This window comes from Nonomuraea sp. NPDC052116 (genome assembly GCF_040680035.1).
Lineage (GTDB): Bacteria > Actinomycetota > Actinomycetes > Streptosporangiales > Streptosporangiaceae > Nonomuraea > Nonomuraea angiospora_A.
Window position 1 is genome coordinate 77128 of record NZ_JBFAWA010000044.1, and the last position, 20239, is coordinate 97366.

14 protein-coding genes are annotated in these 20239 nt (G+C 70.3%); 5 read left to right on the plus strand and 9 right to left on the minus strand.

Translation table 11 applies throughout. The annotated features are described in order from the left end of the window. Positions 1-62 precede the first annotated feature (62 nt). The gene (locus tag AB0L65_RS53365; RefSeq protein ID WP_364263512.1) at positions 63-2045 is read right to left on the minus strand and encodes a hypothetical protein; all 1983 of its coding nucleotides are present in this window, start codon (positions 2043-2045) and stop codon (positions 63-65) included. Between the two features lie 255 nt (positions 2046-2300). Between AB0L65_RS53365 and AB0L65_RS53370 the strand changes: the two genes are divergently transcribed. From AB0L65_RS53370 to AB0L65_RS53380, 3 genes are read left to right on the plus strand one after another with little or no spacing between them, the layout of a single operon-like run. Further along, entirely contained in the window at positions 2301-3272 is a 972-nt protein-coding gene (locus AB0L65_RS53370; RefSeq protein WP_364263515.1) for a Gfo/Idh/MocA family oxidoreductase, read from the plus strand. Beyond that, a complete protein-coding gene (locus AB0L65_RS53375) occupies positions 3269-4258 on the plus strand; it encodes a Gfo/Idh/MocA family oxidoreductase (protein WP_364263517.1) in 990 nt (329 codons plus the stop codon). Before AB0L65_RS53370 ends, AB0L65_RS53375 begins: the two co-directional genes overlap by 4 nt. A gap of 31 nt (positions 4259-4289) precedes the next feature. Beyond that, a complete protein-coding gene (locus AB0L65_RS53380) occupies positions 4290-5057 on the plus strand; it encodes a phytanoyl-CoA dioxygenase family protein (protein ID WP_364263520.1) in 768 nt (255 codons plus the stop codon). Positions 5058-5235: 178 nt separating this feature from the next. Here AB0L65_RS53380 and AB0L65_RS53385 read toward each other — a convergent pair whose 3' ends face one another. From AB0L65_RS53385 to AB0L65_RS53420, 8 genes are all read right to left on the minus strand, one after another. Beyond that, the gene (locus AB0L65_RS53385; RefSeq protein ID WP_364263523.1) at positions 5236-7635 is read right to left on the minus strand and encodes a CHAP domain-containing protein; all 2400 of its coding nucleotides are present in this window, start codon (positions 7633-7635) and stop codon (positions 5236-5238) included. A gap of 550 nt (positions 7636-8185) precedes the next feature. Beyond that, positions 8186-9787: an FAD-dependent oxidoreductase gene (locus AB0L65_RS53390; RefSeq protein ID WP_364263526.1), complete on the minus strand. Its 1602-nt coding sequence runs from the start codon at positions 9785-9787 to the stop codon at positions 8186-8188. A gap of 21 nt (positions 9788-9808) precedes the next feature. Next, positions 9809-10834, minus strand: a complete 1026-nt coding sequence (locus AB0L65_RS53395) for a LacI family DNA-binding transcriptional regulator (RefSeq protein WP_364263529.1) — start codon at positions 10832-10834, stop codon at positions 9809-9811. Between the two features lie 25 nt (positions 10835-10859). Beyond that, positions 10860-12116 carry an enolase C-terminal domain-like protein gene (locus AB0L65_RS53400; RefSeq protein ID WP_364263532.1) on the minus strand — a complete coding sequence of 419 codons (1257 nt, stop codon included), beginning with the start codon at positions 12114-12116 and terminating at the stop codon, positions 10860-10862. Continuing rightward, positions 12113-12961 carry an NAD(P)-dependent oxidoreductase gene (locus AB0L65_RS53405; protein ID WP_364263535.1) on the minus strand — a complete coding sequence of 283 codons (849 nt, stop codon included), beginning with the start codon at positions 12959-12961 and terminating at the stop codon, positions 12113-12115. Before AB0L65_RS53405 ends, AB0L65_RS53400 begins: the two co-directional genes overlap by 4 nt. After that, a complete protein-coding gene (locus AB0L65_RS53410; protein ID WP_364263538.1) occupies positions 12958-13770 on the minus strand; it encodes a carbohydrate ABC transporter permease in 813 nt (270 codons plus the stop codon). Before AB0L65_RS53410 ends, AB0L65_RS53405 begins: the two co-directional genes overlap by 4 nt. 38 nt (positions 13771-13808) lie before the next feature. Next, complete coding sequence (locus AB0L65_RS53415; protein ID WP_364263541.1) at positions 13809-14675, minus strand: sugar ABC transporter permease; 867 nt, start codon at positions 14673-14675, stop codon at positions 13809-13811. Then, positions 14672-16036, minus strand: a complete 1365-nt coding sequence (locus AB0L65_RS53420) for an extracellular solute-binding protein (RefSeq protein WP_364263543.1) — start codon at positions 16034-16036, stop codon at positions 14672-14674. The genes AB0L65_RS53415 and AB0L65_RS53420 overlap by 4 nt, the downstream gene beginning before the upstream one ends. Positions 16037-16208: 172 nt before the next feature. On the opposite strand from AB0L65_RS53420, the gene AB0L65_RS53425 reads away from it, so the two are divergent. Further along, positions 16209-18497: a hypothetical protein gene (locus AB0L65_RS53425; protein ID WP_364263546.1), complete on the plus strand. Its 2289-nt coding sequence runs from the start codon at positions 16209-16211 to the stop codon at positions 18495-18497. Between the two features lie 530 nt (positions 18498-19027). Continuing rightward, entirely contained in the window at positions 19028-20023 is a 996-nt protein-coding gene (locus AB0L65_RS53430; RefSeq protein ID WP_364263548.1) for an AraC family transcriptional regulator, read from the plus strand. The last annotated feature ends 216 nt before the right edge of the window (positions 20024-20239 follow it).

Below are 20239 nucleotides of genomic sequence, written 5' to 3' on the forward strand. Positions count from 1 at the left end.
TCGTGCCGCCCGGCATGAGCAGCCCGGCCACCTGGGCGCTGACCCGTGGCCCGGCGTCGCCGTTACTCGATCACTTCGCCGGCCTTGCGCGGGCGGCCGTCGACGGTGACGACGCCTGAGGCGGTCGAGACGTCGATCACGCGCCCCCGGTGGACCAGCCCGGTCAGCTCCACGTCCCCGTCGGGGAGCGTTGCCGGGGTGACGACCAGGCTGCCGTCGAGCCGGAAGCGCACGCCCGCCGCGCCGGTCAGGATCGCCTCCGCGCCGGCCAGCCCGGCGACGATGTTGACCCGGCGGCCCGCGGGCGGTGCCGCCGGACGGTCGCAGTAGTGCTCCTGGGGGTAGTACGGGAAGTGCTGTCCCATCCAGAGCAGCCGTTTCATGACGCCCCAGGCGAGGGACGGCTCGCCGTGCTCCCAGAGCGTCAGGGCGAGCTGCGGGCCCTCCCCGGTGTACGCCCCGCCGCCCGACCAGTCGGTGTCGCCGAGCTCGTAGTGCAGCCGGTCGTCCGCGGCCACGGCGCTGACGCCGTACGGTGCGAGGAACGTGCCGTCACGCAGCCGCCTCAGCATGGCCGAGGCCATCTCCGGCGTGCAGGCGCCGTTCCGCATCGCGTCGAACGCCTGGACGTGCTGGACGAGCTCGGTGTGCCCGTCGGGGTAACGGCAGCGGAACCAGCCCTCGCGCTCGTCCCACAGCTCGCGGGCGACCGCCTGCCTGATGTCACGGGCGCGGGAGCGCAACTCGCCGACGGGCAGCCGCGCGCCGGACACCTCGGCCAGCTCGGCGAGCCGGTCGAGACACCAGGCGCGTTCGGCGTTGGGGCTGGCGACCACGTGCTCCCAGCCGGTGCCGCGCATCTCCAGCAGGTTGTGCTGGGTGCCGTAGTCGCGTAGCGCCCCGGCCGGGGTGAAGCGGGCGTCCAGCCCCTCGACCAGTTCGTGGAGCTGGGTGACCAGGGCGGGGGAGATGCCCTGGTGGGCGGCGACGGCGGTGGCGAGGGTGACCAGGGACCAGCCGCTGTAGGCGTACGGGACGCCCTGGCCCGTGCCGTCGGGAGCGATCGCGTAGTGGCTGGTGAGGTCCACCTTCATGAGCGATTCCAGAACAGCGGTGGTGGCGTCGCCGAGCATGAGGGAGAGCAGGTGGGGGGCGTACCCGCCGGTGTCCCACGCGTAGGAGCACAGCGCCCCGCCGTCCAGTCCGGAGGTGGCCACGAACGGCGAGGTGATGAAGCCGGGGTTGTCCCAGAGACAGGCCAGCCCGCTGGACAGAGAGCCGCGCCAGTACGCCTCCAGCCCCGGGATGTCGCTGGCCAGCCGCGGCACCCGCGCCAGCGCCGCGGCCAGCCGGCGCTCCGACTGGCGGCGGGATTCGGCGGCCGGCTCCCGCAGCCGCCCGGGCGGCGTTCCCGCGCCGGCGCGAACGGCCAGCGCGAACACCGCGCTCCCGCCCGCCGGGACGTCCTGGTGGAGTCCCTCGTGGGAGAGCTCGACGGCGACGTCCCCGGCCTGCCAGGTCCACGGTCCCGTGCGCGTGGCCTCAGGACCGGGTTCGGGCGGGACCCAGCCCCATTCGCCGAGCGAGACACGGCGGGGACCGCCGGGATCGGCGCGCGGGTGCAGGGTCACGGCGACGTCGCGCCCGGACCGGTTGGTGATCTCCACCTCCAGGACGAACCCGGCCTGGCCGTACAGCGGGGTGAGGGTGCTCCGCACCCCGAACGACACGAGTTCGCCGTGGTGGCGGCGGTGGTACGTGCCCTGCCTCTCGATCCGGCCAGGCCACCAGGTGCCACCCGCGTGGAGCAGGCCCACTCCGGCCACGCCGGGCGCCGCACCGTCGGCGATCCGGTGCCCGTCCACGTCCAGTTCGACGGCCAGCGCGGCGTCGGGGGCCGCGTACGGCGGCGCGAACCACCCGCCGACTCCGCACACCGAGCCCGGTGGGGCGTGGACGGTGGTCCAGCCGCTGGTGACCCAGGTGTGGCCGGGCGCCACGCTCTGGCGCAGGTCGAAGGCGAACTCGTCAACTGCGTAAGGCATGCGTCAATCCCTTGCCTGACGGGTGGCTGGGTGGGGGAGATCTCTCCGAAGGGCGCGGACGACCGGCGCTCGTGACCGATGCTGACATCGGCCCGTAGTCATCGCAAGAGTCACCGCAGTATTACAGCCGTTTTTCGTTCACGTATTGCCATCGAACCGGTCCAGGTCTACCGTCCCGAATAGGGTTTTGGACCGGTTCGACAAGATTACGACCACCTCCGAAGGCTGAATCCACCCATAACGCAAGGATCATTCGTGCCCCTGCGCCTCGCCATCCTCAGCTTCTGGCACGTGCACGCTCCCGACTACGCCCGCCAGGCATCCGAGCACCCCGGCACCGAGGTCACCGCCGTCTGGGACGAGGACGCCGCCCGCGGGCGGACCTGGGCCGACGACCTCGGCGCCGACTTCCATCCCGACCTCGGCGGACTACTCGCGCGCGGTGACGTCGACGCCGTGGTCGTCACCTGCCCGACCACCGCGCACCGCGAGGTCATCACGGCCGCCGCGGCGGCCGGCAAGCACATCTTCACCGAGAAGGTCCTCGCCCCGACCCCGGCCGAGTGCGCGGAGATCACCGCCGCCGCGGAGAAGTCCGGCGTCGCGCTGATGCTCGCGCTCCCCAGGCTGTACGACGGCTACACGACGGCCATCCGCAAGGTGCTGGCCGACGGCGAACTCGGCCGCCTCACCCTCGTCCGGATCCGCCTGGCCCACGGCGGCTCGGTCGGCGCGGGCTGGCTCCCCGAGCACTTCTACGACCCGGCCGCCACCGCGGGCGGCGCCCTCATCGACCTCGGCTGCCACCCCATGTACCTGACCCGGCTGTTCCTCGGCCGCATGCCCGAGACCGTGACCGGGTCCTTCGGCCATGTGACGGAGCGTGCCGTCGAGGACAACGCCGTCGCGGTGCTGCGCTGCGCGGATGGCACGCTCGGCGTGGTGGAGGCGTCCTTCGTCGCACCGGCCTCCCCGTTCACCATCGAGCTGCACGGCACCGAAGGCTCCCTGGTGTACGGGACGCCCGAGCCGCGGATGCTGCTCAGCACCGGCGGCGCCTGGCGCGAACTGCCCGTGCCGCCGCGTACCGGCGCGCCTTTCGAGCTGTTCGTACGCCATGTCGCCGACGGCACCCGTGACGAGGAGAACCTCGCCCTCGGCCTCGACCTGACCCGCTTGATGGCCGCCGCCACCCGCGACAGCCGCGAGGAAGGAAGCCGCGTATGACCCTCTCCATCGGCCTCATCGGCTGCGGGAGCATCTCCCGCTCCCATCTGCGCGGCTATCTCGCCGTCCCGGACGAGGCGGCCGTCACCGCCGTCGCCGACGTGGACCTCGACACCGCCACCGAGCGCGCCCAGCAGGCGGGTGGCGCCCAGGCGTACCGCTCCTACGAGCGCATGCTGGAGGAGGCCCCCGTTGACGCCGTCGACATCTGTCTGCCCCACCATCTGCATGCCGACGCCGCCATCGCCGCCGCCAAGGCCGGCAAACACATCCTGTGCGAGAAGCCGCTGTGCCTGACGATCGCCGAGGCCGAGCGGATCGCCGACGCGGTGGGCACAGCCGGGGTCACCCTGATGTGCGCGCACAACCAGCTCACCCTGCCCGCGGTCGCCCACGCCCGCGAGCTCATCGACTCCGGCGCGCTGGGCCGGGTGTACGAACTGCGCACCACCGACAGCTTCTTCAACGACTTCGACCCGTCGACGATGGGCTGGCGCGCCCATGCGGCCACCAGCGGCGGCGGCGAGCTCATCGACACCGGCTACCACCCCACCTACCTGCTGCTGTACCTGGCCTCCGCCCGCCCGGCCGCGGTGACGGCGATGCTCAGCACCCACCGGCTGGCCTTCATGGAGGGCGAGGATTCCGCCCGGGTGCTGGTGCGCTTCGCCGACGGCGCGGTGGGCGAGGTGGTGACCAGCTGGGCGTACGAAGCGGCGCCGTACACCGAGAAGTTCTCGGCGGTCGGCGAGCTCGGCAGCCTGTGGAGCGACGGTACGACGCTGTGCCACAAGCCACGCGGCGGGGCCGCCACCACGCTCGAATTTCCGGCCGTCGACTCCATTCCGGCCGTCTGCGCCGACTTCGTCCGCCGGATACGTGCCGGATCGCGGCCGGTGCACACCCACGAAGAGGGCACGGACGTGCTCAAGGTCATTCTCGCGGCCTACCGGTCCGCGCAGGAGAAACGAGAGATCACCCTGTGACGGGCCCCGCTGCGCATTCCGGGAGAGCATCATGAGTGACGTCCTCGAGCGATTCGACCGCGACGGCTACGCCGTCTTCCGCGATGTCATCGACCGGGAGCTGGTGCGGGAGGCGGCCGGTCACGTCGACTGGCTGCAGCGCCGCCACCCGGACCTGCGGCCCGAACATCTGGGCCACACGCTGCTGCGCGACGACCCGTTCTGGCTGCGGTTGATCTCGGACGACCGGCTGCTGGACATCGCGCAGACCTTCATCGGCCCGGACATCGCGCTGTTCGCCTCGCACTACATCAGCAAGCCGCCGTACTCCGGGCAGCCGGTGCTCTGGCACCAGGACGCGGCGTTCTGGCCGCTGGAGCCGATGCGGGTGGTCACGCTCTGGCTGGCCATCGACCACTCAACGCCGGGGAACGGCTGCGTACGGCTGATCCCCGGCAGCCACCGCGGTGACATCCAGGCGATGCGTCCCAACACGACGGTGGACAATGTGCTCGGCGAAGAGATCGCGGCCGAGGTGGAGGAGTCGGCGGCCGTGGACATGGTGCTGGCGCCGGGCGACGTCGAGGTGCACCACCCGAACATCGTGCACGGCAGCAACGCGAACACCTCGCCGGAGCGGCGATGCGGGCTGACCATCCGCTACATCCCGACCTCGACCCGCATCACGGCGGACGAGCGGCCTTACCCGAGCGCGTTCCACCTGCGCGGCGAACCCGGCGTGAACGCCTATCAGCCATGGCCCGACTTCGACCCGGCACGGCACTACCGTTTCGCGGGGGCGGAGGTCACGCGGCGGTAGCAGCGGACGGGACCTACGTACCGGCCTGCGGCCGTCGTTGCCGCAGGCCGGTACGTAGGTCCCGCCGTACAGCACGAGACCGGGATGCGCTGTCCGAGCCGGCGTCGGCGTGGGCGGCACGGACGATCTCCCGTACGGCGGGTGGCAGCGCGCCGACGGTCAGGGGCAGGCGCTCAAGCTAGAGCGCGTCGGGGGCCGGGGGCGTCTTCCCGCCGGTGGCATCCTCATCGCCGGCGTGCTGGCCGCCGTGTCCGCTGCGCCCGTCGCGGGTCGGGTCGGGGACGTTCTCGTCCGTGGACTCGGCCGGGGTGAAGGCGTTGAACGGGCTCGTCGCCGCGGGGATGACGATGTGCTCGACGGGCCCGGTGTCGACGATCGACTCGAGCGGCCCGGTGTCGACGGTCGGCTCCAGCGGTCCGGTGTCGACGGTCGGCTCCAGCGGCTCGGTCAGGGCGTCTTCATCCTGAGGGCCGAGAGCGGGGTCGGGTCGCCGGTTCTCCTGCTGGGAGGGGACGGGAGCGCCGTCCTGCTCGCCGGGTGGGGTGGTGTCGAGGGCTACGGCAGCCTCGATGGCTTCCAGGAGCTCCCATCTCCACACCGTGCCCTCGTCCGGCTCGGCGACGCCGTGCCGGGGGACGACCGGCACGGGCGGGCTCGGGGGAGCGTACCCGGCGGCGGCTGTGGCGGCCGAGCGGGCGCCGGCGCGCGTCTTGAGCACCACGAACACCGCGAACAGAACCACGACGGTGACCACGGCCGAGGTGACCAACACCGGAGTGGACAGGCTCGGCAGCGGACCGCTGACCGAGGCCTGGAGATGCGTGGGGAACGGCGTCGCGACCGCGGTGTCAGCCGCTTTCGACGCGGCAGGGGTGCTCTCCTCGGGGACCGGCTCGGCCTCGGAGGACGCGAGCGGCTCGGCCGAGAAGGGGGCGGTGGTCGGCGTGGGGGTGGCAGTCGGCTCGGACTGGGACGTGGCCGGCGCCTCTGTCGGGGAAGCGGTCGGCTCGGGTTCGGGAGAAGCGGTCGGCTCGGCGGTGGTGGCGGTCGGCGAAGGAGTGGTTTCCGGAGCCGTCTGCGGCACCGATGCGCTGGCCGTGGCCGTGGCCGTGGGCGTAGATGTGGCCGGGGTCGGGGTCGTCGTCGAGGGCGTGGCCGACGGTGTGGCAGAGGGCGCGTCGGAGGTCGGGGTCGCGCTGGCTGTGGGGGGTGTCTCGGAGACGGTTGGCGTTGGGATGGCGGTGGCGGTGGCCGTGGCCGAGGGCGTGTCGGAGGTCGGGGTGACCGTGGCGGTCGGACTGTCGGAAGTCGGAGTGGGGGTGCCGGTTGGGGTGTCGGAGGTCGGGGTGGGGGTGATGGACGGCGTGTCCGATGTCGGACTGGCGCTCGGGTTGTCGGAGGAACTCGGGGCCGGAGCAACCGTGGCGGGCGGAATGTCGGCGGAATCCCGGGTTGGGGCTGTCGCGTTCGGCGGTGAGTCCGAAGCCTGGGTGTGTTCGGGTGCGGTGGGGGAGTGAGGGTCGTCCCGGTTGGCGCCTGGGCTCTCAGGGTCAGCCGACTGCCCCTGAGAGTGCGAGCCGTCCGCAGCGCCCGTGGTCGGTCCGTCTGCGGTGGCCCAGCCCGGCTCGTGCGTGGCGTGGGTGCCCGGTCCGTCGGCGGTGTTCCGGCCCGGGTCGTCAGCCCCGGGCCGACCGCCTGCCGGGGTCGCGTGGTCGTCGGTGGCCTGAGGGTTCTGGTCGTGGGGGCTCTGGACTGTCTTGTCGCCGGACGGCCGCGCTTGTCCCGTGTGACCGCCGGACGGCTGTTCTTGTCCTGTGTGACCGCCGGACGGCTGCGCTTGTCCTGTGTGATCGCCGGAGGGCTGGCGGGGTGCCCGGTCGGAGGGTTGGTTGCTGGTCGTGTCCGCGTCGGGCCGCGAGTCAGCGGGCCGGTGACCGGGTTGTTCCTGGTTCTTGTGGGTGTCGGGTGATGCCTCAGACATCTGGTCGGCGTATTGATCTTGCCGCGTCTGGGAACCGGGTCGTGCTTCGGCGGACCAGTCGCCGGCCGCCTGCTGCGGCGCCTCGGGTCCAGGCCGCGCCTGAACCAGCTGGAGTACGGACTTGGTCGTGTCCAGGTTGGCCTTGACCCGTTCCGGATAGCCGTACCCGACGACACTGCTCGTGCTGCGCTCTTTGCTCTCCACGACGCCGCCGTCGGTGTTGCCCTCGATCGTGAAGATCGTGTCGCCTCGCACCTTCGTCACGACGCCGACGTGGTCGATGTCGTCGATCTTGCCGGAGCCGCTCCAGTCGAAGAAGACCAACGCGCCGGGCGTCGGAACCTTCCCCCACGCGTGCTGTTCCTTGAACCACTTCGCGTGTGCCACCGTCCACGCGAACTGGCCGACCCATGCCTGGTAGCCGAGCTTGTGCGCCGCCCACGAGATGTACATGTCGCACCACGGGGCCGAGCTGTAGTCGGCGTCGAACTCGACGTTGCTGCCGTACCATTCGCCGAACTTGGTGCTCGCGCCCTTGTCGGCATAGCCGAGCTGGCGCTGGAGCAGTTCGATGAACCTCTGTGTCTCTGGCGTCATGGAAGTGAGGGAACCTCCTGAACAAGACCGGATATATGCACATTGATCCTGACAAAATTGGTAATCTTGTGACCAATGTGAATAAACCGGAAGTCTGCGATAGGGCGAGAGTAGCCTGATGTTTCCGCAGGTCAAGTGCGCCCCAAGGAGGGTTCAACGCTTCCGGTGAAGGTAAAGTCCCAGGTAGAAGGCGGTGTCCGATGTGTCGCCCGATGGGATATATATGGAAAGATCTACCTAAATTCGCTAACAAGCGCCCGTCAGCGGGTCCCACTCGTGGTGTCGGACTCACGTGTGTCGAGTGGCTTCGCGACAGTCGCGAGGTGTCATGCCCGTACTCGTCGTGAATGGGCCTTTCGCGGGCTCCGACGGCACAGGCCTCGCCTGGGGGCCGAGCGCCCACGAGTGTCGGATGTCCCAGCGGGCGCCCTGGCCACCAAGGTCGAGGCGGGTGATCAGCCGACCTCGGCGATGGCGGCCAGGCGGGGGCCGGTCATGAACTCGGCGTCGTATCGGTCAACAGCGGCGCTTCGACGCCGTGGGCCGAGGGTCAGTAGCCCGCCGGTGCCGGCCAGTGGCGTTCGATCCCGATCTTGTCCAGTTCCCCGGTGAACTCCTCCAGCAAGGTCTCCTTCTCCCTGACCTCCTGCGGTTCCACCTCCCGGCGCAGGCAGTACGAGGCCAGCTGGCCCGCGACCTCACCCACGTTCCACTCCACAGGATGCAGGCGAAAACACCCGTTCGAGATGTGCGTGGTGCCGATGTTCTTCCCGGCGGGCAGCAGGTTCCGCATCCTGACAGGCAGCAACGCGCCGAGCGGGATCTCGAAGGGCACGCTGGCGATGTCGATGTAGTTGTCCCCACCGGTCGACGGGTGCAGGTCGATGCGGTACGCGCCGACTCCGACGGAGTCATGGTGCCGCAGCGTGCCGCGGTCGCCGCGGACGGCCCTGGAGACATGGTGCTCGGTGACGGTGGTGACCGCGCGGATGCGCCTCGATTCCCTGACATAGGCGGACTTCGCCAGTCCGTCCGCGGTGCCGACCACGTCGTGGCGGAGCCGGAGCCCGGGAAAGCCGGTGCCGCCGTCAGGGCGGGGCGCTTCGGTCTGGAGCCAGTACAGCAGCGACAGCGACAGTTGCCTGGCCTCCCTGTGCGCCAGCGCCGCCGTGTCGGCGTCCACCTCGATGATCGGGCGCAGCCAGTAGTCGTTCAGCGGCCAGTTGACCAACGTGATGTCAGAAGCGGCGAAGCCGGGCTCGAACAGGTCGCGGGCGAGGATCCTGCGGAACATCCACAGATCCTTGTCCCCTGATTGGGCGCTCTGGTCGGCCAGCACCCCGCGGGGGTCACCAGCCGGGTTGGGGTCGAACCAGCGGGCTTCGGGCTCCAGGGTGCGCGGGTCCGGTGCGCTGAAGCCGAGCAGCGGCCCGGGCCAGAACTCGGGCCGGTAGTCGCGCCAGAATCCGTAGTCCGCAGGCCGGTCGATGACGTGGTTCTCACCGTCGTGGTGGGAGACGGCGAAGCAGTAGGTGATGCCCTGCATGTTCAGCGGCTGGTACTCGTCCGGCGCGTGCGGCTCGTCGTGCTCGCCGCGGGCCTCCGCGCCCGTGACGTACTCCGTCCTCGCCAGCGGCAGCAGATCGCCGGTCTCCGTCGCGTCGAGGACATAGGCGGCGGCGACGGTGTGTGAGTCGCCGGAGCGGAGGTCCAGCAGCGTGACGGCTCTGACGCGGTCACGGTCCACCTCGACATCGACAGGACGGTGCTCAAGGAGGACGCGCAGGCGCCCGGCGGCCACGTGGGGAGCCAGCATGGCCTGCAGGACCGCCAGGGAGACGCGTGGTTCGTGGCACAACTTGCTGACATATCCGGCGCCGGGGTTCAGCTCGCGCCAGCGCTGCGCGCCGCCGGTCATGGGGTACCAGCGCCGGTAGTAGTCGCGGATGGAGCCGCGCACCTCACGATAGGCAGCGGTGGAGCCGTAGCTCTCGATCCACGGGTGCTCGTCGGGGGGTACGGCCTGCGCGGTGAGCTGGCCGCCGATCCAGTCCGTCTCCTCGGTGAGGACGACGTCGTGGCCCGCACGGCAGGCGGCCAGGGCTGCGGCGACGCCGCCCAGCCCACCGCCGACGATGAGGATGTCGGTCATGGGTGATGCCTTTCGAGAGGGCTAGCGGGGCGGTGCCGCGGTCTCGCCTGGCTCAAGCTCGCAGGTCAGGAGCTGGTGCCTGGGGACCGTACGGTCTCCCGCGATGAGTTTCGTGAGCAGCCGGACGGCCGCGGCCCCCATCTCGCGACGGGGTACGGCGAAGCCGGTGAGCCCTGCCGCGCGGTCGCGGGGGTCGCCGAACGTGGCCAGGGAGAGGTCGTCGGGGAAGCGGAGCTCCGCGCGCTCGGCGGCCGCCAGGAGGGCGCGGTGGGCGGCGTCGGTGTCGGTGGCCTCGGTGACCACCGCGGTGATGCCCTGGTCGCGCCAGGCGCGCAGCCGGTCGGGGGTCAGGTCGGCGCCGTCGGTGCGCACCACCTCGGCTGCCAGCCCGCACTCTTCCATGCCGCTCCGGAAGCCCGCCTCCCTGTCGACGGAGGTGATCGCCTCGTCGGCTTCGCGCACGTACAGGATGCGCTCGTGGCCCAGCCCCGTCAGGTGCCGCACCACGGCGGCGCCGGCGGACACGTAGTCGGCGCCGATGTAGGCCAGGCGGTCGCCGAACTCGTCGTGCCGCCCTATGTAGACGACAGGCAGATCGGTGGCCAGTAGGCGGTCCATCTCCCGCACGGGCAGGTGCCTGCCCAGGAACAGGCAGCCGTCGGCCAGCCGTACCCGGTTGAGCACCTGGGCGTGCGGGCGCTCGCCCGTGGTGCTGGAGGCGATGAACATCAGCAGGTCGTAGCCCTGCGCCGCCGACTCCTCCTCGATACCCACCAGGAACGGGTAGTAGGCGTGGGATATCTCATTGGGGAAGGTCGAGGTGAAGGTGTAGAGGCCGAGCAGGTTGTTCTGCCCGGCCGCCAGGCGGGTGGCGATCGGGTCGGGCACGTACCCGAGCTGCTCGGCGGCCTCCATGACCTTGCGCTGGGTCTCCTGGGCGATGCCCATGGCAGCGGCGCCGCCGCCGAGGATCAGGGACACGGTCGGCTGTGAGACGCCGGCCAGTCGAGCGATGTCCGCCTGACGAGGGCGACCGCTGGGTCTCATGGCATATCCCCCAAGAAGTAGTAGATCACGGAGCCTCGATCCCGCCGTCGGGCCTGCGCACCCGCGCGGCCCACCGCTCGTGCAGGTGCGTTTCCGGTGGGTATCGTCTGGCGGCGTTCTCGTCGAGGTCGACGCCCCAGCCGGGTCGATCGGAGGGGGTGATGTAGCCGTTCACCGTCCTCAACGTTCCCGGGAACACCTCGTGCACGGTCTCCGGGTAGACATGCGCCTCCTGGATCCCGAACGCGGGGCTGGTGACGTCGAGCGTGACGTTGGCCGCCGCGCCCACCGGTGACACGTCGGGCGGCCCGTGCCAGGCCGTCCGCACCCCGGTCAGCTCGCACAGCGCGGCGAGCTTGCGCACGGGCGTCAGCCCGCCGACGGCCGAGACGTGCAGGCGCAGGTAGTCGACGCCGCCGGAGGTGATGAGACGCGCCGCGTCGGTCACCGAGGAGACCAGCTCGCCGGAGGCGATCGGCATCGGCGCGGCCGCCCGCACCTCGGGCAGCCGGTCGAAGTGCTCGGGTGCGAGCGGGTCCTCCAGGAAGAACAGCCGGTACGGCTCCAGCGACCGCGCGAGCCCCACGGCCTCCTTCGGCGTGAGCCGGTTGTGCGCGTCGTGCAGCAGGCCGAGCTCCTCACCGAGGACCTCGCGGGCACGCTCGAACAACTTCGGCGTGCTCCGCAGGTAGTGGCCGACGTCCCAGCCGTCGGGATGGGGGCTGCCCGGATACCCGCCGGGCGTGCCGACGCCGCCGTACGTGCCGAGCCCCGGCCCGCCCGCCTGCAGCCGCACGTAACGGTAGCCCTGCTCGGCGAGCGCGGCGGCCCGCTCGATCGACTCCTCGACCTCGCCACCGCGAGCCCCGGTGTAGACGGCGGCGGCCGCCCTGACCCGCCCGCCCAGCAGCTCGTACACCGGCACACCGAAGCGTTTGCCCGCGATGTCCCACAACGCCTGGTCGATGCCGGACAGCGCGTTGTTGTGGACGGGCCCGCCCCGCCAGTACGAGGAGTAGTGCAGCATCCGGCCGATGTCCTCGATGTCGGCCGGGTGCCGGCCGATGACCATGGGAGCGAGGTGCCGCTCGATCGCGGCGACCACGGCGTGGAAGCGCTGGGTGAAGGTGGCGCAGCCCAGGCCGTACAACCCGGGTTCCGAGGTGTCGATGCGCACGACGACGAGCGGGACCCCGCCTGGAGCGGTGACGATCGCGCGCACGCCGGTGATGCGCAGCCCGTCCCTGGCCTGCCACGGCGCCTGCGTCTCCGGCATGATCATGATTGTCGCTCCTCTGGGAACGGATGCCGAGCAGTGAATCCGAGCAGTCGCCTGGCCGGCTCGAGATCGATGGCCACGGTCCTGCCGGGCAATGCCGTACGGCGCGGCACGCCGGGGTGGTGCGCCGCGAGCAACTCCTCGGTGGGGGTCGCCACGAGCGTGTCGTCCGCGGCGACGAAGATGACCGGCGCGCCGTGCAGCGGGGCCGTCAGCCCGAGCAGGCAGGCATGCGCGGCGTCGCGCAGGTCGAGGTAGCTCCATACCTCCGCGGCCCCGGCCGCGGGATCCCCGGCCAGCCGCTCCGCGCGCGCGGCGAGCCTGGCCTGGTCACCGAGGAAGGGGAAGCGCAGCGCGGCGACGGTCATGCCGTGCCGCCGGTGCATCATCGCCGCCGTCGCCTCGTCCACCTGCTTGGACAGCGCGTACGGGTCCTCGATCTGCAACGGCACCCGCTCGTCCAGCGGCAGGTACGGCGGGCTCGGGCGCGACCTGGCGAACGGCAGGCCGGTGACCGACAGGCTGCCGGCGATGACCGCCCGCCGTACCCCCTGCTCTCCCGCTTCGTTCAGCACCACGAACGTCGCCTGCGTGTTGGCCGAGAACACCACCTCGGGCGCCGCCACCTCGGGCGAGGCCAGCGCCGCCGTGTGAACGACGGCGTCGGCCCCTTCGAGGGCCGTACGGACGGCGGCTGGGTCGCGGGCGTCGCCCACGACGACCCGCTCCGCCGCCGTCGGGCCGGGATCCTGCGCGACGAGCGCGGTCACGGCGATGTCCCGCGACGCGAGTTCTGCCAGTACGGCGGAGCCGAGGCGGCCTGCCGCGCCGGTGACCAGGACCCTCATCCCTTCAGCCCCGTGAAGGCGATGCCCCGGATGATCTGCCGCTGGAACAGCAGGAATACCAGGACAGGCGGGATGATCGCGATCAGCATCCCGGCGATGAGCAGAGCCTGGTCCGAGGTGTCCGCCAGCCGGGGCAGGGCCACCGCCAGCGGCTGGCTCTCGGTGTCGGTGATGGCGATCATGGGCCAGAGGAAGTCCTTCCACGCGTTCATGACAGCCAGCAGTGATACCACGGCCAGGATCGGACGCGACATCGGCAGCACCACCCGGGTGAAGATCCGCCATGGTCCCGCGCCGTCGAGGCGCGCCGCCTCGAACAACTCCTTGGGTATGCCGTCGAAGAACTGCTTGACCAGCAGGACGTTGAAGGCGTGCGCCCCGGCGGGCAGCCACACCGACAGCGGGGTGTTGGCGATGGACAGGTCCAGGACGGTCAGGTACAGCGAGACCATCGAGACGGTGCCGGGCAGGAACAGCGTCGCCAGGACCGCGGCGTAGACGTACCTGCCGTAGGAGGGTCGCAGGACCGACAGCGCGTAGGCGCCTGTCGTCGCGACGAACAGCTGCGCGAACCAGGAGCCGCCGACGAGGACGACGGTGTTCGTCAGGTAGTGGCCGACCTCCAGGGTCGTCCACGCCTCCGCCAGGTTGGACCATCGCACGTCCGCCGGCCACAGGGCCAGCGGACGGCGTAGGGACTCCTGGGTGGAGGAGATCGCGCCCTTGAAGATCCAGTAGATCGGCCCGGTGCCCTCCAGGAGCAGGGCCACGATGAGCAGCACCTGGGTGGTGCCCAGTCCGAGGCGCATCCCGCGCCCACGCCGTTCGGTGTCGGAGATCACTCCCCTCACTTCGTCCCCCAAGCTCTGGTGAGCCGCAGGTACCCGGCGGACAGCACCGCCAGCACCACGGCCAGGCTCACGCTCAACGCCGCCGCCGTGCCGTAGTCGCCGTTGACGAACGCGTACCTGTAGATCAGTAGCAGCACCGTGACCGTGGAGTCCTCCGGCCCGCCGTCGGTCAGCACGAACGGCTCGGTGAACACCTGGAAGGTGTTGATCACCTGGAGCAGCAGCATGATCAGCAGGATGGGCCGGAGCTGCGGCAGCGTCACATGCCACAACCTGCGCCACACCGACGCCCCGTCCAGCTCGGCCGCCTCGTACAGCTCGGTCGGCACGCTGGACAGCGCGGCCAGGTAGATGAGCACGACGCCGCCGGCGCCCGCCCAGGTCGCCTCCAGGACCAGGCTCGGCATCGCCATGCCCGTGGACTGCAACCAGGGGTACGGTCCCAGCCCGACCAGCCCGAGCAGTTGGTTGAACAGGCCGGAGTCCGGGTCGTAGAACCACTTCCACATCAGCACGGCCACCACCGGCGGCACCACCACCGGCAGGTAGACCAGCACCCGCATCAGCCCGGAGCCGCGCCGCAGCTCCGACATCAGCACCGCCAGGAAGATCGGCAGCGGAAAGCCGATCAGCAGGGCCAGGCCGGTGAACAGCAGGGTGTTGCGCACCGCCGTGCCCAGCAGGGGGTCGGCGAGCAGGGTGCGGAAGTTGTCCAGGCCCGCGAAGGTCGCCGCCTCGACCAGGTTGGTCTGCTGGAATCCGAGCACCACGCTGCGGATGATCGGCCACCACGAGAACAGGCCGAAGACCAGCACCGTCGGGATGAGGAACAGCGCGGCCGCGACGCCCTTACCCCGGGTCACTGGGCTTTCTCAAGCAGCGGCGCGACCCGTGCCGCCGCCTTGGTCAGCTCGTCGCGCGGGTCGGCGTCCTTGCGGGTCAGAACGGCCTGCACGGCGGTGTCGAGTGCGCCGTACAGGTCCTGGGCGGCGACGGGGGGTTCGACGACGTACTCCAGCTTGTCGGTGTCCTTCACGTAGGGCGCGAAGTTCGACACCGGGATGTTGCCGTGCTTGGCGATCGCGGCGTTCACCGGGCCTGACACCGACGTGCCGTAGAACGGCAGCGTGGGCAGGCCGACCGCCAGCTTGTCCGCGGCGTTGGCCACGGCCAGCTGCTCGGCGGCGGCCGGGTCGTAGTTGGGTTTGAGGTAGTAGAAGTCGATCCACTTCACCGCGGCGGCTCGCTGCGCGGCCGTGGCTTTGGCGTTGACGGCCGCCACCAGCCCGCCCAGCAGCGTCGCCTTGCCGCCGCCCTGCTGCGGCAGCGCCGCGATGCCGAAGTCGTCCGGCTTGCCGGAGTAGAGGGTGGTGAAGCGGCTGTAGCTGTTGACGGTGCCGATCATCATGCCGATCTTGCCGGCGGCGAAGTCGCGCTCCGCGTCCTGCTGGGTGCGCAGCTGGTTGGCGCCCATGGAGTCGTCCTGCCACCGCATCGTGGACAGGTGCCGGAGCGCCTGCTCCGCCGGGCCGTCCAGGAGCGCGGGCACGTACCTGTCGCCTTCCTGCTTCTCCATCCGACCGCCGAAGGAGTAGGTCATCGCGGTCAGGATCCAGCCGCCGGTGTTCTTGACCGTCATCTGCGTGTACCCCGCGGCTCCCGTCCCGGCGATCTTCTTGGCCGCCGCCCTGACCTCGTCCCATGTGGCGGGTGGCCGGTCCGGGTCGAGCCCCGCCTTCGTGAACAGGGCGCGGTTGTAGACCAGGCCCAGCGCGTACTCGGTGACGGGCAGGCCGTAGACCTTGCCGTCCGCACCGGTCGCGGGAGCCAGCGCGCGGGGGTCGAAGTCTCCCGCGTGCGGCAGGCTCTTGATCTCGGCGCTGAGGTCGGCGACCTGGCGCCGGGCGATGAGCCCCGGCGGCTCGGTGAGCGGCACGGTCAGCACCGTCTCCGCGTTTCCGCCGGCCAGCCTGGTCGCGAACGTCCTGGCGTCCCACTGCGTGTCGGTCGGCTTGATCTTGATGGTGGGGTTGGCCTTCTCGAACGCGGCGACCGCGTCGAGGAACTGCGCGCGGGTCTTCGCGGCGGTCGTGGGAGGCATGCCCGCCACGGTGATCGTGGTCTTGCCCGAGTCCTCACCCGACGCGCCGGACGAGCAGCCCGCCGTCGCGGCGGCGAGCATGAGCGCCCCCGCCATCCACCTTCTGGGGGCTGGCACATCCATGGCTACTCCTCTGGGTTAATGCGGATTAGGTGGCATCTAATCCGCATTAGGAGAACGTGTCAAGGCGTTACCGGCAGATTACGTGATGCACACAAATCACCCTTGACACTCTCGTTCCGGCCGGAGTACACCTCTTCCTAATCCGCATTAGGTCGACAGGGAAGAGATCTTCATGTCCGACATCCCCCGACGCCGCTTCCTCGGCGGAGCCGTAGCGGCCGGACTCGCAGGGGCGCTGGTTCCCGCGGCACAAGCCCAGGCCGACACCCCTTCGATCTCCGCCGACGGCATCACGCTGACCGCGGCCACCGACGGCGGCATCACCGTCCGCGACGGCGGTGGCGTCGAGCGGGTCAGGCTCACCGGGTTCATGGCCAAGGACTCCGTCACCGGCATCCAGCGCACCACCGGCGGAACGCCGTCGCTCATCACGCTCCAGGACGGCACGCGGGCCATCCAGGTCGACTACACGCTCCCCGGCACGGCCGCGGGAATCACCGTCCGCGGCGTCTTCAGCGTCGCGCCGCACCGCGCGAAGCTCCGCTGGGAGGTCGGCGGCTCGACCACGCTGATCCCGGCCGGTTTCATGCTCGGCCGCACCGTCGTCTCTCCGTCGGCGCCCGAGTCCTTCGCCGCGCTGACGACGTGGAACCGCGACGCCGGGGGAGGAGTGCCGTACGAAAGCAATGCCGGGGTCGTCTACCAGGAGACCTGGGCCGACACCCGCGCCTACTTCCGGCTGGCCACCACCACCCCTGCCTGGACCAACGCCACCTGGATCCACGCGCCGGGCACCGGGACCGCGAGCGCGGCCGTGACGGAGGCCGACCTGGTGCTCGGCTCGATGCGGCCCGCGGCGGGCGGCACCATGGGCGCGGGCCTTCCACTCGGCGTGGAGGTCTGGACCGACCAGCCCTTCTCCCTCTGGGACGCCGGCGGCCGGCCGATGGCCCTGCACGCGGAGGTCGCCAACGGGGGGAACGCCGCCCGCACCGTGAAGCTGTCGTGGTGGGCGCGCGACTTCGACGGCAGGACGCTGGCCAGTGGCAGCGTGACCGGCACGGTCGCGGCGGGAGCCGCGTGGAAACAGACCTTCACCGTCACCTCGCCACCCCGCGGGATCGTGTTCACCGAGGTGAGCGCCACCGCGGGCGCCGACAGCGCGTTCGCCCGCACCAACCTCGCCGTCCTGCCGCCGCACACCTACCAGGCGGGCGCCGACAGCATGTTCGGCATCGCCAACTACCCCTGGCTGCTCCAGCCCGACGCCGCCGCCGTCGTGGGACTGATGAAACGCCTGGGCATCCAGCGTGTCCGCATCTCCTACGACGGCGGGCCGGGTCTCCCGCCCGCGACCCTCGACGCGGCGGGGATCGGTCACAACATCGAGCTCGCCGGGATCCCCCTGGGCGGAACGGCCGCCGAGGTCGCCGCCTGGGCCGACACGAACACGCAGAAGGCGATCGGGTCGGGCGCCGGCTACTTCGAGGTCGCCAACGAGGTGAACAAGCCATGGATGAGCGGCGAGACCGCCGCAGCCTACGTGCGGGACGGACTACGCCCGGTCCGCGACCGGTTGACCGCCGCGGGAGCGCCCACCAAGGTGCTCAACGCCGGCCTGGCCGGCATGGATCACGTCTGGACCAAGAACTTCCACGACGCCGGCGGCTGGGACCTCATCGACGGGTTCGCCTTCCATCCGGGCAGGGGCAACTTCACGCCGGACTACGCGCCGCCTCCTGAGGAATGGACGCAGGGCAACAACGGCTCCTACTGGAACTTCCTCGGCGGCCTGCGCAAGGCCCGCGAGATGATCGCGGAGTACGGGCACAAGGAGTTGTGGCTGACCGAGGCCTACGCCTGCACGAAGCCGAACAGCTGGTGGCACGACACCTACCGGCAGGCCGCGGAGAACGTCCTGCTCACCCTGGCGCTGGCCAAGGCCGAGGGGGTGCGCTGCGTGAACTGGTACCAGCTGCACGACAGCGTCCTCGGCAAGCCGCAGATGGCCGACCCGGCCAACCCCGAGTACCACTACGGGCTCATGAACCGCGACACCAGCGCCAAGCCGTCCATGCTCGCCTATGCCACGGCCGCGCAGGTGCTGGACAGGGCGACGTTCGTACGCTGGTTGAAGCTGGCCGACCCCGACCTGAAGGGACTGCTGTTCAGCACGCCGGAAGGACCCGTCTCGATCCTGTGGAGCAGGAAGGACGGATACCTGCTCAACACCGACCACGCGCCGGGCTCCACCTGGTTCGCCGCACCGGAACCGTGGGTGGACGGCTGGCCGACCAAGACGGACCTGAAGGTGGCCGCCGCCGGGAGCTCGGTGAGGGAGCTCGACTGCATCGGCAGGGAACGACGGCTCACCGCCCGCGAAGGCAAGGTCAAGGTCCGGCTGGACGGCGCCCCGCGCATCTACTTCGGTCTGACGGCGACCCCTGACCAACTGCCCTGAGGCCACTCCACCCAGCGGCGAGACTCTCCCCTGCCCTGGGCGCGGAGAGCGCCGGCCATCCGCGCCGTGCGCCAGGGACTCACGCCGATGCCATGTCGCCACCGGTCCCGGGTGATCACGGACAACCGCCGGGTGCCGTTGCCTCAGGGCAATGGCGCCAGGACCGGCACCCTGCTGGTGGACGGTGAGGGTCAGGCCGGATGCTGACGACGCCACGAGGGCACCCTTGGCAGGGCTCGGCTTGGGCTCGATCCGCTCGTTCGTCCTGGACGAACTGGGCGTCCGCGCGTCGGCGCAGCTCACCCTCCGGCTCGGCCCGGGTCGCCAGAGCGAGCTCGATCAGGGCCGGAGACGCTGTCTCCACCGAGCGGCGGACCCGCCCTTCCGAGCGAGGCGACACGGGCGACCTCGATAGGCGACGAGGCACGCTCAGAAGGTGACTTGGTCGGCTCCTGCGGGCCGGATCGCTTGACACACCTCTGTCCGGCCCATTGGGTAGGTCCAGCCACGGGAGCAGGGGGATCAAGACCATGAATGAATTGAGATCACAGGACTCGGGAAGCCTCCCGAGTCCGTCCGCACAACCCTTGATATTCAAAGGCGACGTAGAGGAAATGCGAGCGCAGGTCTCGCAGAACTTCTCGCCGCACGGCCTCAAGGTCATCAAAAGCCATTCAAACGGTGGCCGGTACAGGCTTCTGCACCGCGGGAACATCGTCTTGCACACACTGGCGTACGGGGCCGAAATCCGTGTCGAAGTACCAGCGCTGCCCGACTTCTACAACATTCACGTGCCGCTGACCGGCGGTGGAAGATTAACGGTCGGGCGCCAGGACGTTGCCGCACCACTTACCATCATCGGCCCCCGGCGGCGCATCGACATGAACTGGAGCGTCGATCACGATATCATGATCATCCAGATTCCTGAGGTGCTTGTCGATCGCCTCCTTGAGGATCAGCTCGGTGGCGCCCCGAAAAAAGATATGCACTTCGAGCCACAAGTCACCGATGAGAGCCCTCTGGGTCGAGCACTCACCGCACTTTCCCTCCCTGCTACGGCAGGAATACCGTTCCCCTTTGCGGCCTCATCTCTCGCCGAACACCATTTCGAGCAGTTCTTGCTGCATACAATGATCGGCTCACAGCCCCATACCTACTCTGCCGACCTCGGCGAACCCAGTGCCCCATCGACCTCCGCAGCGCTTCGACGCGCGCGCCACTTCTGCGAAGAGCACGCCGCTGAGCCGATCACCCTAAGAGACATCGCCACTGCGGCCAGGGTGAGCGTCCGTACCCTTCAATCGAGCTTCCGCGAACACCTGCAGACAACGCCCATGGCCTATCTGCGTAATGTACGGCTGGCCCGGGCTCACGCCGATCTTGTCCACATCGCAGCGACAGGCAGCCAGACCACTGTTACAGAGGTGGCGCTCCGCTGGGGTTTCGTGCATCTGAGCCGGTTCGCCTCCCTCTACCGCCAGACCTACGGTCACGCGCCCTCCGTCACACGTCGAGGACGACAGTGAAGGCGACGCTTGAGGCTGCGAGACGCGTCCGACCGGTTGAAGGGCGCCATGAGGTCCAGGTGCTCGCCACTGTTCGCGCGGGCTCCGCGATGTGCGCCGGTTGGCCGGTGCCTGGATCCAGCGCGCCCGGCTCACCGAAAGCGAACGCGGCCAGATCATCGCCCTGGCCAAAACGACCCCACCAGGGCGGCCGATGCTTGACCGTGGCTGAACGGT